The sequence below is a fragment of the Brevundimonas sp. genome (genome assembly GCF_013912065.1).
Taxonomy (GTDB): domain Bacteria; phylum Pseudomonadota; class Alphaproteobacteria; order Caulobacterales; family Caulobacteraceae; genus Brevundimonas.
Genome location: NZ_JACESA010000002.1, coordinates 87,592 through 100,881, shown reverse-complemented (window position 1 = coordinate 100,881; position 13,290 = coordinate 87,592). Strand labels below are relative to the sequence as shown.

17 protein-coding genes are annotated in these 13,290 nt (G+C 69.2%); 10 read left to right on the top strand and 7 right to left on the bottom strand.

The genetic code is table 11. The annotated features are described in order from the left end of the window. Positions 1 to 287: 287 nt before the first annotated feature. Both H2037_RS02370 and radC read right to left on the bottom strand, forming a co-directional pair. Positions 288 to 1,529: a site-specific integrase gene (locus H2037_RS02370; protein ID WP_292117252.1), complete on the bottom strand. Its 1,242-nt coding sequence runs from the start codon at positions 1,527 to 1,529 to the stop codon at positions 288 to 290. A 117-nt stretch (positions 1,530 to 1,646) separates the two neighbouring features. Then, a complete protein-coding gene (gene radC / locus H2037_RS02365) occupies positions 1,647 to 2,288 on the bottom strand; it encodes a DNA repair protein RadC (RefSeq protein ID WP_292117249.1) in 642 nt (213 codons plus the stop codon). A gap of 100 nt (positions 2,289 to 2,388) precedes the next feature. Here radC and H2037_RS02360 point away from each other — a divergent pair, with 100 nt between their 5' ends. The 3 genes from H2037_RS02360 to H2037_RS02350 all read left to right on the top strand — a co-directional run bounded on the left by H2037_RS02360 (position 2,389) and on the right by H2037_RS02350 (position 4,483). Beyond that, a complete protein-coding gene (locus H2037_RS02360) occupies positions 2,389 to 2,796 on the top strand; it encodes a nuclease (protein WP_292117247.1) in 408 nt (135 codons plus the stop codon). 130 nt (positions 2,797 to 2,926) lie between these two features. Continuing rightward, positions 2,927 to 4,036 (top strand): oxidoreductase, encoded by a 1,110-nt coding sequence (locus tag H2037_RS02355; protein ID WP_292117246.1) that lies wholly within the window; start codon positions 2,927 to 2,929, stop codon positions 4,034 to 4,036. A 66-nt stretch (positions 4,037 to 4,102) separates the two neighbouring features. Beyond that, positions 4,103 to 4,483 (top strand): nuclear transport factor 2 family protein, encoded by a 381-nt coding sequence (locus H2037_RS02350; RefSeq protein WP_292117245.1) that lies wholly within the window; start codon positions 4,103 to 4,105, stop codon positions 4,481 to 4,483. A gap of 54 nt (positions 4,484 to 4,537) precedes the next feature. Here H2037_RS02350 and H2037_RS02345 read toward each other — a convergent pair whose 3' ends face one another. Genes H2037_RS02345 through modA form a run of 3 tightly spaced genes read right to left on the bottom strand, consistent with a single transcriptional unit; the run spans position 4,538 to position 6,666 of the window. Beyond that, positions 4,538 to 5,212 carry an ATP-binding cassette domain-containing protein gene (locus tag H2037_RS02345; RefSeq protein WP_292117243.1) on the bottom strand — a complete coding sequence of 225 codons (675 nt, stop codon included), beginning with the start codon at positions 5,210 to 5,212 and terminating at the stop codon, positions 4,538 to 4,540. Beyond that, positions 5,209 to 5,904 (bottom strand): molybdate ABC transporter permease subunit, encoded by a 696-nt coding sequence (gene modB / locus H2037_RS02340; protein ID WP_292117241.1) that lies wholly within the window; start codon positions 5,902 to 5,904, stop codon positions 5,209 to 5,211. The genes H2037_RS02345 and modB overlap by 4 nt, the downstream gene beginning before the upstream one ends. Further along, the gene (gene modA, locus H2037_RS02335; protein WP_292117239.1) at positions 5,905 to 6,666 is read right to left on the bottom strand and encodes a molybdate ABC transporter substrate-binding protein; all 762 of its coding nucleotides are present in this window, start codon (positions 6,664 to 6,666) and stop codon (positions 5,905 to 5,907) included. It lies immediately after the preceding gene. A gap of 49 nt (positions 6,667 to 6,715) precedes the next feature. On the opposite strand from modA, the gene moaA reads away from it, so the two are divergent. Genes moaA through glp form a run of 6 tightly spaced genes read left to right on the top strand, consistent with a single transcriptional unit; the run spans position 6,716 to position 10,744 of the window. Continuing rightward, the gene (gene moaA / locus H2037_RS02330) at positions 6,716 to 7,768 is read left to right on the top strand and encodes a GTP 3',8-cyclase MoaA (protein WP_292117236.1); all 1,053 of its coding nucleotides are present in this window, start codon (positions 6,716 to 6,718) and stop codon (positions 7,766 to 7,768) included. Position 7,769: 1 nt separating this feature from the next. Further along, positions 7,770 to 8,024 carry a MoaD/ThiS family protein gene (locus tag H2037_RS02325; protein ID WP_292117234.1) on the top strand — a complete coding sequence of 85 codons (255 nt, stop codon included), beginning with the start codon at positions 7,770 to 7,772 and terminating at the stop codon, positions 8,022 to 8,024. 2 nt (positions 8,025 to 8,026) lie between these two features. Then, positions 8,027 to 8,485, top strand: a complete 459-nt coding sequence (locus H2037_RS02320; protein ID WP_292117231.1) for a molybdenum cofactor biosynthesis protein MoaE — start codon at positions 8,027 to 8,029, stop codon at positions 8,483 to 8,485. Beyond that, complete coding sequence (moaB, locus tag H2037_RS02315) at positions 8,482 to 9,048, top strand: molybdenum cofactor biosynthesis protein B (RefSeq protein ID WP_292117228.1); 567 nt, start codon at positions 8,482 to 8,484, stop codon at positions 9,046 to 9,048. The genes H2037_RS02320 and moaB overlap by 4 nt, the downstream gene beginning before the upstream one ends. Beyond that, positions 9,048 to 9,548, top strand: coding sequence for a cyclic pyranopterin monophosphate synthase MoaC (moaC, locus tag H2037_RS02310; protein WP_292117227.1), 501 nt, complete (start codon positions 9,048 to 9,050; stop codon positions 9,546 to 9,548). The genes moaB and moaC overlap by 1 nt, the downstream gene beginning before the upstream one ends. Next, positions 9,545 to 10,744, top strand: a complete 1,200-nt coding sequence (gene glp / locus H2037_RS02305) for a gephyrin-like molybdotransferase Glp (RefSeq protein WP_292117226.1) — start codon at positions 9,545 to 9,547, stop codon at positions 10,742 to 10,744. Before moaC ends, glp begins: the two co-directional genes overlap by 4 nt. 46 nt (positions 10,745 to 10,790) lie before the next feature. Here glp and H2037_RS02300 read toward each other — a convergent pair whose 3' ends face one another. Next, positions 10,791 to 11,216: a helix-turn-helix domain-containing protein gene (locus tag H2037_RS02300; protein ID WP_292117225.1), complete on the bottom strand. Its 426-nt coding sequence runs from the start codon at positions 11,214 to 11,216 to the stop codon at positions 10,791 to 10,793. A gap of 90 nt (positions 11,217 to 11,306) precedes the next feature. Between H2037_RS02300 and H2037_RS02295 the strand changes: the two genes are divergently transcribed. After that, a complete protein-coding gene (locus H2037_RS02295; protein WP_292117223.1) occupies positions 11,307 to 12,221 on the top strand; it encodes an NmrA/HSCARG family protein in 915 nt (304 codons plus the stop codon). 91 nt (positions 12,222 to 12,312) lie between these two features. On the opposite strand, the gene H2037_RS02290 is transcribed toward H2037_RS02295, so the two are convergent. Beyond that, a complete protein-coding gene (locus tag H2037_RS02290; protein WP_292117221.1) occupies positions 12,313 to 13,290 on the bottom strand; it encodes an amidohydrolase family protein in 978 nt (325 codons plus the stop codon).

Here is a 13,290-nt window from a genome sequence, read left to right as displayed (position 1 = left end):
TTCTGCCCAAACGTCTAAATCAGCCACCGCATAGCGAACGTAACGGCCGAATTTGAAGAAGGTCGGCTCTGTGTCGAGGGACCGATAGCATTCGAGTGAATGTGCATCGACGGCGAGGTGGCGATCCTTCGTGTCCGCTCGGTCGCTGGTCCCTTGTGGATCGGGGCCGAAGACCCTCTCGGCCTAGGGCTGGCGGTTCCCCGCGATCTTTGTGGGAGCGGGCGGCGGCTTGGTCGATTCTGCGCACCATGTTTCATTGAATTGTTGGGCAGGACGACGGAGGATTGTCATGCTGCAGCCTTCAGCGGCTTCTTGGCCAACATGGTGCGGACAAACTTATCCCACTTCGCCATTCCAGCGCGCTTTTCGACCATGTAGTGCCAGCGGTCGTAGTGCTTAGAGCTGACGTCCTGCAAGGCGTGGTTCTGCAAGCGGTCACGAATCTCCTTCGGGACACCGGCCTTGCCTGCCAGCGTTTTGAAGGTCCGACGAAGATCGCGGTTGGTGGCATAGGGTATGACGCCGCGATCCCGCTGACGCCAAACGAAGCTGTAGAGCGTGCCGTGACTGACCGGCTTTGACGGGTCTTTTGCCGACGGGAAGAACCAGCCGTACTCGTTAGGCTTTATCGACTCGATCAATTCGGCCGCCAACAAGGGCACAGGGACGGCATGGGGCTGGCTGTTCTTCGTCTTTGACCAGTCGATGATCCGCTCCTTGGCGTCCCACTGATCGACATGGAGGCGCGCAATCTCTTCGACGCGCTGGCCGGTCAGCATGATGATCTGCACTGCGCGCGGATAGGACGGATGGACTGGTGTGTCTGGGCATTCGAGCCAGCGGTAGAGCCGCACGAACTCATCTTCATCCAGCCAGCGCGTCCCTTTGACCTTCGGTTCTGTCGGGATGCCAGTTGCGGGGTTGAAAGGAATTCGGAACCGGCGAGGGGACTGCTGCCGATAGTCGTTGTCGGATTTCATGCCCCAGCTAAACGCAGCGTGAAGATAGGACCGGACGTGATCGGCCATTGACTTGGCGCCGCGCTCATAGATCGGGCGGATTAATTCGATGATTTCCTCGGCCTCGATTTCGCGGGCGAGGCGAGTGCGCCCGAGCGTATCGGCGATCTTGTTCAGCCCTTTCTCGGTTTCCTTCCAGGAGGGCTTGCCGGCCTCCTTGAGGGCAGCAACATAACCCTCGAACAGGTCGGCGACAGTGCCGGGGCGTGTGTCGGTGGCGATCTTGATGCTGCGCCCCTTTTGGATCACGTCAGCGAAATCGCGCTTGAAGATCTCACGCGCGGCGGCGAGCGACATCGAGGGATAGGCGCCGAGCTTCTTCTTGGTGCGCTTCCCGTCGCGCCACTGTTGCGCCATCCAATCGGCGGTCACGCGCTTGGGCATCGGCTTGAGCACAAGGACCAGACGACCCGTGCCGCGCCCTTCACCATCAGCAAGGTTTTCTTGCTTTTGACTCACCTCGACACGCTTCAGCGCATGTCGGATCGCGGTGTCGGTCAGGCTTGGCATCGCATTTCTCCTGTTCCGCAACTGGGATCGGTCGAGGAGAAACGGGGATCGTTTGCTGGGAGCGGAAGGCCGTTTTCTACCCCTTTAACCGCCCCCAATTTGCCATAACCGCCCCCACTACGCAACCTTCAAAAAAGGTGAAAACGCTGATATTTCAGCGTGATCGATCGTGATCCTGCGTGATCGATTGAGGTAAGTGGGATGGTTGTGGACGAGGATCAGGGCGGATGCGGAGAGCTCAAGCGCCCTCCGGATCACCTCCCGCGGATAGACGGGCGCATGGTCGACGGTCCCATCGGTCACCAGCTCGTCGCGGAGCAGGATGTTGCGGCGATCAAGATAAAGCGCCCGGAACTGCTCGCGCGGCAGATGGGCGAGCGTGGTCCGCGAATAGGCCAGCAAGGCCGTCCAGGACGACAGGACCGGCCGGGCGCTGGCGGCGCTGCGCGCCAGCCGGACGGCGATCTCGCGCAGGAGCTTCAGGTCCAGCAGTCCGCTGGCCCCCAGACCGTCCATCCGACCCAACTCGGAAACATCGGCGGCGAGGATGTCGCCCAGCCCGCCGAACCGTTCGAGCAGGTCGGCGGCGAGCCGGTCGCCGTCCGCGCCGCGCCCGCAGCGGCCGAGCAGGAGGGCAAGCAGGGATCGGTCGTCCAGATCGCCCAGGCCGGCCGGTTCCGGACAGGCTGCCGCCCCCGCCGTCATCGGGGGAGAGGGTGATCGCGCGGGGTTGGGGAGGGGTCGCATGTCGACCTCCATCGTCTGCACTCCCAATCGGAGCGCCCTTCCCCGCCCTCGCCTTTTCCCCTCCGCCGCATCGCGGCTTGGCGTGGCGGCGCTCGGGCCGCACTCTCCCGCAATGAAATGGATTCTCCTCGCGGCCGCCCTCCTGCTCACGCCTTCGATCGCCCGCGCCGATCCGTGCGAGGGCCGGTTGCCGAGCCGCGCCGGCGAGACCTTCTCCGGCCTGGTCCGCTATATCGGCGACGGCGACAGCCTGTGTCTCGGTCCGACGGGAGATCCCTCGACCTGGATCGAGGTGCGGCTGTCGGATTTCGACGCGCCCGAGCTGAACAGCCCGACCGGCCGGGCCGCCCGGGCCCGACTGACCGACCTCGTGCGCGGCCGCGTGCTCGCCTGCGCGGCGGTGCGCGGCCGCAACGGCCGCGTCATCGTCTACGACCGGGTCATCGCCGCCTGCCGGCTGAACGGCCGCCGCGTCGGCGATCTGCTGAGAGCAGCCGGCGGGCGCGAAGGGGGACGGTGAAAGGCGCGTCCGGCGTCGAAGCCAGCAGACCAGGAGTCTGCCTGAGGAATAGGCAAAAACCAGCGGCGATCCGGCATCGTCCGCCGCGCCGGGGCTTCTACCCTGCGATCGCACCCGATGGAGCCTCCTCATGCGATCGACACCAGCCCCCCGGAACCCGGCCGGCCTCTCCTTCCCGGTCCGCGATCTCTCGCGTCGGACGATGCTGGCGTTCGGCGCCGCCGGCGTCACGGCCGGGCTGGTCGCCGGCTGTTCCGCCGGCGCCGGGCGGGGCGCGTCGGGACCGGACGAGACGACGATCCCCGACTGGACCACGGCCGACATCCCGGCCCAGAGGGGCCGCCGCGTGCTGATCACCGGCGGCAACGGCTATCCGCAGGACGATCGCAGCGGCCTCGGCTATCAGGACGCCCTCGCCCTGGCCCGGGCGGGCGCGGCCGTGACCATCGCCTCACGCAACGCGAGCCGCGGGGAGGAAGCGGTGCGCCGCATCCGCGCCGAGGCGCCGGGCGCGACCGTGCGCTTCGAAAGGCTCGATCTCGCCGACCTCGCGTCCGTGCGGGCCTTCTCGGCCCGCATGGCGGCGGCGGACGACGGTCTGGATCTTCTGATCAACAACGCCGGGGTAATGGGACGGCGCGACCGGGAGGCCAGCGTCGACGGCTTCGAGCGGGTCCTGGCCACCAACACCATCGGTCATTTTGCGCTCACGGCCCAACTCATCCCCGCGCTGCGTCGCGGTCGCGATCCCAAGATCGTCTGGGTCGGCAGCATGCGCACGGCCGACGCGCTTCCCTTCGACGACCTGCAGCTCGAGCGGGACTACGACTATGCCGCCGCCTATGACAATTCCAAGCTCGCCAACCTGCTGCTGGCCTTCGAGATCGATCGACGCAGCCGGGCCGGCGGCTGGGGCGTCGCCTGCCTCGCCGCCCATCCGGGCGTGGCCCGCACGAACCTGATCCCGGACGGGCCGGGCCTCGACAGTCCGGAAGGGTTCCGGTTCCGGATGATGCCCCTGATGTTCCAGCCGGCCGCCCAGGGAGCCTTGCCGACCCTTTACGCGGCGACCTCGCCCCAAGCCGCAGCCGGACGCTATTACGGCCCCCGGGACTTCCGGGGGCTTCGAGGCCTCCCGGGGTTCGCCCAGCCGCCCGAGGCGGCCGGCGACCGGCGCGCCGCGGCGACGCTCTGGACCGCGCTCGAAGGCCTGACCCGGGTCGGCTTCGCTCCGGCCTGAGGGCCAAGGCCCGGCTCCGACTTCCGCGCCCCCGCACATCCCTTCACATCAGACAAGGCCTGCACCATGAGTGAGAGCAAGGACGCCGTCCTGCGTTTCTACGAGGCGGCCGCCTCAGGGGACCCCGACGCCCTGGCCGCGACGGTCCATGAGGACTTTCGCGCCGAGGCGCCGCCGATGCTGCCCTGGGGCGGCGTCACCGAAGGCCGCGACGCCGTGATCGCCAGGATCCTGCCCCAGCTGGCCGCGAACCTGAACCTCGAGACCCTGAAGATCGCCTCCATCTATGGCGAGGGAGAAAAGGTCTTCGTGACCCTCACCGCCGAGACCCTGCGAGGCGAGCCCGTGATGCTGGGCGAGGACTGGACCCTGAGAGACGGCAAGCCCGCTGCGGTCCGGGTCTACTGGTTCGATCCCCGGCCGATCACCGACGCGCTCGCCGACTAGGGCCGCCGGTCTCACCGCCGGCGCGATCCGCAGCCCGCCGACGCCGCCGTCGGGTCAGAGGCCGGGCTCGTCGCCGAGCGCCGCGGCCGTCGGCTTCGCCGTAGTCGTCACCCGACCGTCGGCGACCGTGACCACGTCCTGCGCGATCAGGTCGAGATCGCGCGGATCGTGCGAGACCAAGATCATCGGCAGACGGACCTCGTCGCGCAGCCGCAGCAGATAGGGGGCGAGCCGCTCGCGGCGCGCCACGTCCAGCCCCGTGAAGGGCTCGTCCAGAAGCAGCAGACTGGGCCGGGCGGCCAGGGCCCGGGCCAGGGCCACGCGGCGCGCCTCTCCGCCGGACAGGCCCGCAGGCCGGCGGCGCTCGAAGCCGCGCAGATCCATGAGGTCGAGCGCCTGGCCCACCTTCATCTCGTCTCCGCCGTAGCGTCGCGAAAAGCCGATGTTCTGTTCGACCGTCAGGTGCGGGAACAGGCGGATGTCCTGGAACACATAGCCGACCGCGCGCCGATAAGCGGGCCGGCGCGCCACGGCGTCGTCGAGCACCGTCGCGTCATCGATCCGGATCCGCGCCGTGCTCCCGCCGAGAAGGCCGGCCAGCCCGTGCAGGAAGGTGGTCTTGCCGCAGCCGGACGGTCCGATGACCGCCACCGAGCGGGCCACGCTCTCGAACCCGATGTCGAAGCGAAAGTCCCCGCGACGGCCGGCGGCATGGCAGGCCAGGCTCATGCGCCGCGCGCCCGCAGGAGTCGCCGATTGCAGATTTCAGAACCGACGACGGCGAGCACCGACACGATGACAGCGATCACGGCCAGCCGCATCGCCGCTCCGTCGCCCTCCGCGCGCTGCAGGGCCGAATAGATCGCCACCGGCAGGGTCTGGGTCTCTCCAGGAATGGCGCCGGCGAAGGTGACCGTGGCGCCGAACTCTCCGAACGCCCGAGCGAAGCCCAGGAGGGCCGCCGCGACCAGGCCCGGCGCCGCCAGCGGCAAGGTAATGCGGGCGAACACGGCCAGGCGGGACGCGCCCAGCACCGAGGCGGCGTCCTCCAGCCCCCGGTCGACCCCCTCGATCGCCAGCCGCAGCGGGCGCACCACCAGCGGCAGGGCCATCAGGGTCGCGGCCAGCGCCGCTCCGGTCCAGTGAAAGGCAAGCGTGACCCCGAAGAGGTCATGGAGGACGCGTCCGACCGGCCCCCGGACCCCGAACAGGCTGAGCAGGATCAGGCCGGTCACCACGGGCGGCAGGACCAGCGGCAGGTTGACCGCGGCCTCGAGGATCCAGCGCCCCGGGAAGCGTCCGCGAGCGAGCAGCATCGCCAGGCCGAGGCCCAGCGGGAGACAGATGACCAGGGCGGCGGTCGCCACCTTGATGGACAGGCCCAGGGCTTGAAGCTCGAAGTCGGACAGGGGCTCGAACATTCAGGTCGCGGGCTCGAAGCCGTGGCGTCGGAACACCGCCGCCGCGGCGGGCGTGGCCAGATAGTCGAGGAAGGCCTGCGCCTCGCGCCCGCCGCCGATCACTTCGGCCGCCGGATAGACGATGGCGGGTTGTTCGGCCGCGGACAGCTCCAGCACGATCCGGATGTCTGAACGGCCGACGACGTCGCTGCGGTAGACCACGCCGAGCGCCGCCTCGCCCCGCGCCACGAAGGCGCGGACGGCGCGGACATCCGCCCCGAACACGAGACGATCCCTGACGGCGTCCCATCGACCGGATGTCTGCAGCCAGGTCCGGGCGTAGGACCCCGCCGGCACGCTCTCGGGATCGCCGATCGCGACGCGGTCGCCTTCGCCGAGCGCCGCGAAGGGATCTCCCTGATCGGCGCTTCCGCTCGCCGCGATCACCACCAGATCATTGCGCAACAGGTCTCGGCGCCGGTCGGTCAGCCGTCCCGCCGCTCCCAGCCGATCCATCCATTCGGAATCCGCCAGGATGACGATATCGGCCGGGGCGCCCGCCTGAACCTGGCGCGCCACCGCCCCGCTGGCGCCGAAGGACAGGCGCACCGTGCCCCCCTCGTCCCGCTCATAGTCCGCGGCGATCTCGGTCAGGGCGTCGGTCAGGGAGGCCGCGGCGAAGACCGTCACGGTCCGGTCCTGCGGCGGCCGGGCCGGGGTGCAGGCGGCGACGGCGATCAGGGCCAGTCCCACGAGCACGGCCATCACAGAGTTGCGGTTCATGAGAAAAAATGCGCGCCCATCGGCCAAGACCCGTTATAGTCCTCCGAACATGACGGTCATCTACCAATCTGACAAGACGACGCCGCTCGGCATCGGGGCGCAGCCGCCGCTGATCGATCCGTTCGGCCGCACGATCAACTATGTCCGGATCTCGGTGACCGATCGCTGCGACCTTCGCTGCCTCTACTGCATGGCCGAGAACCCGGTCTTCCTTCCCAAGGCCGATCTCCTCAGCCTGGAGGAGCTCGAGCGGATGTGCGGCGCCTTCATCGACCTCGGCTGCCGCCGGATCCGGCTCACCGGCGGCGAGCCCCTGGTCCGCAAGGGGATGATGGATCTGGTGGCCGCCCTCTCCCGCCGCCTCCGGGCCGGGGATCTGGAAGAGATCACCCTGACCACCAACGGCACCCAGCTGGCGCGTCACGCCGGGACCCTCGCCGGTCACGGCGTGCGTCGCATCAACGTCTCCCTGGACACGCTCGACCCCGACAAGTTCCGGCGCATCACCCGGGGCGGCGATCTGGCGGCGGTGATGGCCGGACTGGAGGCCGCGCGGACGGCGGGCCTCAGCGTCAAGATCAACACCGTCGCCCTGAAGGGCGACAACGCCGACGAGCTCCCCGACCTGATCCGCTGGGCGCACGGCCTGGGCATGGACATCACCCTGATCGAGACCATGCCGCTCGGCGAGATCGGGGCGGACCGAACGGACCAGTACCTGTCGCTCGCCACGGTTCGGGAAGACCTCAGCCGCATCTGGACCCTCACGCCCTCGACGCGGCGCACCAGCGGCCCCGCCCGCTACATGAGGGTGGAGGAGACGGGCGGAACGCTCGGCTTCATCACCCCGCTCAGCCATGTGTTCTGCGAGGCCTGCAACCGGGTGCGGGTGACCTGCACCGGTCAGCTCTTCCTCTGCCTGGGCCAGGACGATCAGGCGGACCTGCGCCAGGTGCTGCGCGACCACCCGGGAGACGACGCGCCGCTGCGCGAGGCGATCCGCACGGCCATCGCCTTCAAGCCCAAGGGGCACGATTTCAGGATAGACCGCCCGGGCGCCGCGCCGGCGGTGATGCGCACCATGTCGACGACGGGAGGATGAGATGGCGGTCGTGAAACTCTTCGGGACCATCGGGGACATCGCCGGCTGGTCCGAGGCGACGATCGAGGGCGCGACCCTGGGCGAGATCAAGGCCGCGGCGGCGGGCGACAATGCGCGCCTCGCCGACCATCTCGATCACCGCAGCACCCTGGTGATCCTCAACACCACCCTCACCCCCTTCAGCCTGCGCAGCGACGACCTCGCGATCGGCCCGGAAGACGAGGTGGCGTTCGGCTCTCCGGTCGGCGGCGGCTGAGCATGATCCGCATCACCCAGGATCCGCTTGACGCGGCCGAACTGCTGCGAGGCTTCTCCCGCGATCGCCAGGATACCGGGGCGGTGGTCTCCTTCACCGGCCTGACCCGTAGCCGAACCGGCGACCGGATCGTCGACACCCTGACGCTGGAGGCCTACCCGGGCTTCACCGAACGGGTGATGGAGGCGATCGAGGCCGACGCCCGCGCGCGCTTCGAGGTCCAGGACGTTCTCGCCGTGCACCGCTGGGGCGCGATCGCGGTCGGGGAGCCGGTGATCTTCGTCGCCGTGGCCGCCGCGCACCGACGCCCCGCCTTCGAGGCCGCCGACTTCCTGATGGACCATTTCAAGACCCGGGCGCCGTTCTGGAAGCGAGAGGACGGTCCGGACGGCCGCCGCTGGATCGAGCCCCGGGACCAGGACCACGCCGATCTGGCCCGCTGGGCCGAGGAGACCCCATGACCGACACGCTCGCCGACATTGACCTGCCCGCCCCCGGCGGCCGCCTCGTCGATCTGCCCTTCGTCCCCGTGCGGATCGCCGTCCTCACCATCTCCGACACCCGGGACGAGGAGAGCGACACCTCCGGCAAGATCCTCGCCGACCGGATCGCCGAGGCCGGTCATCTCCCGGTCCTGCGCGACATCGTGCCCGACGACGTCGAGGCCATCCGGGCCCGGGTTCGCGGCTGGATCGCCGACGGCGCCGTGGACGCGATCATCACCACCGGCGGCACCGGCCTGACGGGCCGGGACGTCACGCCCGAGGCTCTGGAGCCCCTGTTCGACAAGCGGATCGACGGCTTTTCCGTGATCTTCCATCAGGTCAGCTATCAGACCATCGGCCTGTCGACCCTGCAGTCCAGAGCCACGGCGGGCCTGATCGACGGCGTCTTCGTCTTCTGCCTGCCGGGCTCCAACGGGGCTGTGCGCGACGGCTGGGACAAGGTGATCCGCTGGCAGCTCGACAGCCGTCACAAGCCCTGCAACATGGTCGAACTCATGCCCCGGCTGCTGGAGCGATGATGTCGGATCCGAATGCGCCCGCCGCGACAGGGCTGACCCACATCGACGCCGACGGCCGCGCCCGCATGGTCGACGTCTCGAACAAGCCGACGACGACGCGCGAGGCGACGGCGCGCGGCCGGATCGTCATGCGACCCGAGACCCTGGCGCTGGCCCTGTCGGGCGGCGGCAAGAAGGGCGATGTCCGCGCCGTGGCCGAGATCGCCGGCGTCATGGCGGCCAAGCGAACCTCCGACCTGATCCCCATGTGCCACCCCCTGATGCTGACCTCGGTCAAGGTCGCTGTCCGGCCCAGCGAGGACGGATCAGGCCTCGAGGCCACGGCGACGGCCCGGACCCAGGGGCAGACCGGCGTCGAGATGGAGGCGCTGACGGCGGCGTCCGTCGCCCTTCTGACCCTCTACGACATGCTCAAGGCCGTCGACCGCGAGATGGTCGTGACCGACATCGCCCTCCTGGCCAAGTCCGGCGGCGCCTCCGGCGACTGGAGCCGGCCGTGAGCCTCCCTACGGTCGAGACCGCCCGCGCGACCATGCTCTCGGCGATCGTCCCGTTGGCGGCGGAAGCCGTGCCTCTGGCGGAGGCCGACGAAGGCTGGTTGGCGGAGCCGGTCACGGCCGAACGCGATCAGCCGCCGTTCAACGCCTCGGCCATGGACGGCTGGGCCGTTCGCGGCGTGGACGTCCGCTCCGGTGCGCGGCTTCAGATCGTCGGCGAAAGCGCGGCAGGCCACGACGCCGGCGTGACCGTCGATCCGGGTCAGGCCGCTCGAATCTTCACCGGGGCCGCCCTGCCCCCCGGGGCCGATCAGGTGGTGATCCAGGAAGAGGCCGCCCGCGAGGGGGAGACGGTCGTCCTGTCCGCCGCCCCGGACGCCCCGTCCTGGGTCCGGCCGCAGGGCTGCGACTTCCGCGCCGGCGCCGTCCTGCTCGAGGCCGGGACGAAACTGAATCCGTGGCGTCTGGCGCTCGCCGCCTCGGCGGGGCGCGCGACCTTGACCTGCCGTCGCCGGCCGGTGGTTGCGATCCTGTCGACCGGCGACGAACTCGTCGCCCCCGGAACCCCCGCCGGTCCGCACCAGATCTATGACGCCTGCGCCCCGGCACTGGCGGCCTTCGTGCGTCGCTGCGGCGGTACGGTCGTCCACCTCGGCCCGGCCAAGGACGACGACGCCTCCATTCTGGCCGCCATTGACGCCGGCGCCTTCGATCTTCTGGTGACCGTCGGCGGCGCCTCCGTCGGCGACCATGACCGGGTCAAGCCGGCGGTCCGGTCGGTCGGCGGCGCGCTCTCGGTCGAGGGCGTCGCCGTGCGCCCCGGCAAGCCCGTCTGGTTCGCGCGCCTGACCGATGGTCGCCCCTTGCTGGGCCTCCCCGGCAATCCCGCCTCGGCCCTGGTCTGCGCCGAACTGTTTCTGGGCCCGGTGATCGCCGCCCTCCAGGGCGGAACGGTGGAGACGGCGACCGTCCGCGCGGTTCTTGAGGCTCCGCTCGCGGTCAACGGCCCGCGCGAACACTATATGCGCGCCATCCTGACGACCGGGCCTGACGGCGTCCGACGCGTGCGTCCGATGATCGACCAGGATTCCTCGCTCGTCACGGTCATGGCTGCGGCAAACGGCCTCCTGCGTCGCTTGCCCGGCGCCGAAAGGCTCCACGCCGGAGCGGAGGTGGAGGTCCTGATTCCGGCGCGCTGACCTGGGGCTGCGATCCGTTGGCGGGGCAAGCTCGGCCCCATCCCCTTCAGGAGCCCGTTCGCGGGTCGTCCCTGTCGTAGGCCCGCCGACAGGCGTCGATATGCGGCCAGTTGTCCCGGATCCAGCCTGTGAACCCTTCGAGCGCCGGGAGCATGCTCGCACCCATCTCGGTCAGTTCGTATTCGACGCGCGGCGGCACCTCCGGGAAATAGTGGCGCACGAGCAGGCCGTCCCGCTGGAGATTGCGAAGGGTGAGGGTCAGCATCCTCTGGGTGATCCCCTCGATTCCGGCCTTGAGCTCCGAGAATCGCAGGCGATGGCCGTCCGCGACCGCGAGATGCGACATCACCAGGATGGTCCACTTGTCGCCGAGACGGGCGAGGACGCTGTTCGGGGCGCACGGTCGAAACCGCGGGCCGTCGAGCGTCTCCTCGTACGGGCGACCGTGGATGGACTTGAGCGTAGGTGTCACCGGTGTGCCTTGGGCTGGAATTTGTGCCGTCTTCCGGCGCTTCTGCAGCAGTATATATGCGTAACCCTTGATGATGATGAGGGTTGAACGATGACGAACTCAATGGGACCGGTCCTGGTCTTCGGCGCCACGGGGCAGCAGGGCGGCTCGGTCGCCCGGGCCCTGCTCCAGGCCGGGCGCACGGTTCGCATTCTGACGCGCAATCCCGCGGCGGCCGCCGCCGGGGCGCTCCGCGCCGCCGGCGCCGAAATCTTCGAAGGCGATTTCGAGGACCCGGGCTCGATCAGGCGGGCGATGCAGGGCGCGGAGGGTGTCTTCAGCGTCCAGACCAGCTCGCCCGGCGGCGAGATCACCGACGCACAGGAGACGGGCTGGGGGATCCTCGTGGCCGACCTGGCGGTCGAGGCGGGCGTGCGCCACCTCGTCTACAGCTCCGGCGCTGCGGTCGGGGAGCAGCCGACCGGCATGGGCCATTTCGACAGCAAGATGCGGATCGAGGCGCACATCCGGACCCTGCCGATCGACGCGACCATCGTGAGACCCACGGTCTTCATGGAGATGCTGATGATGCCGGGCTTCGGTCTGGATGAAGGCCGCTTCAGCTTCTTCATGACCCCCGACCAGTCCATGCAGTTCATCGCCGTCGAGGATATCGGCAGGCTCGTCGCGGCCGTGTTCGCCGACCGTGAGCGATTCGTGGGTCGCACATTCGACATCGCCGGCGACCGCGTCACCGGCCGTGATTTCGAACGCCTCTTCAGCGCCGCCGCCGGCCGGCCCATCCCCTATGCCCGGTTCAGCGACGCGGTGCTCGCGGCCAACGTCTTTTTGCAAAAGCTGACGGCGCTGCAGGACCGGGGCGTCCTGTCCGGTTCGGCGGACCTGGACGCGATGCGCGCGCTCGTCCCCGATCTTCTGTCCTTCGAGGCATGGCTGGCAGGTCCGGGACAACACCGGTTCGTCGCAGCGCTCGATGCCTCGGGCGCCTGGGCCTACAGCCGTTGAGGCTTTCAGCCCATGAAGCCTATAGGCCGCCGGTCACGCGACATGAACACAGACCGACGTCCGGCGCGGGCGCCATTGCGCCCGGAACCGATCAGCTGCGGCCCGTCAGGCGCTCCCAGTTTTCATGGGCGAACTTCGCCTTCCCCGACGCATCGAGCGGGACCTGATCCAGATAGGTTCGGGCGGTTCGACCCGGCCGATACTGGTAGGGATAGTCGGTCGAGAACAGGATGCGATCGACGCCCACGATCTCGACGCATCGCTTCAGATAGGCGTCGCTGAACATGCCGCTGGCCGTCACATGCAGATTCTCCCGCGCGCAGACGGCGAACGACCGGTCGAGCCGCGCGACGCGGTCAAGCGCCGTCATCCGCTCGAGGTAGAACAGCACCACCTCGCCCCAGTGTCCGAGGATGACCTGCAGGCCCGGGAACCGGTCGAAGACGCCCGCCAGGACGAGCCGCACGAACTGCAGCCCGGCCTCGTAATGCCAGCCCAGCCCGGGCCCGGCCAGGGCAAGGTCCAGTCCTTCGCCGATCCCCGAGTAGGACGCCTCGCGCACGGCCTCGGACGGGATCTGCGGATGGATGAAGAGAGGGACGCCAAGGGCTGCGGCGCACTCGAACAGCGGCCAGAAATCGGGATGGTCGAGAGGCTTCTCGCGCGTCCGACCGCACAGCATCGCCCCCTTCAGCCCCAGCTGGCGCACCGCCCGTTCCAGCTCCCGCGGCGCCTCGGCGGGCGACGGGGTCGGCAGGGCGGCGAAGCCCTGGAAGCGGTCAGGCCGGCGCGCGACCGCCTGGGCGACAAGGTCGTTCGTCCGGCGCGCCAGAGCCGCACTGGCCCCCGCCTCAAGATTATGAAGTCCGGGCGTGGTGAGCGACAGGACCTGAACATCGACCCCCGTCTCGTCCATGAGGTCTAGCCGCATGTCGCCCAGATCCTCCAGCCGGGCGGCCAGTTCGCCGGCGTGATAGGCGCAGGTCGGATCGGCAGGTCCCGGAGCCGCCGCCCAGGCGTCGCTCACCTCTCGCGTCAGGAAATGCTCCTCGATGGCGATCAATTTCAT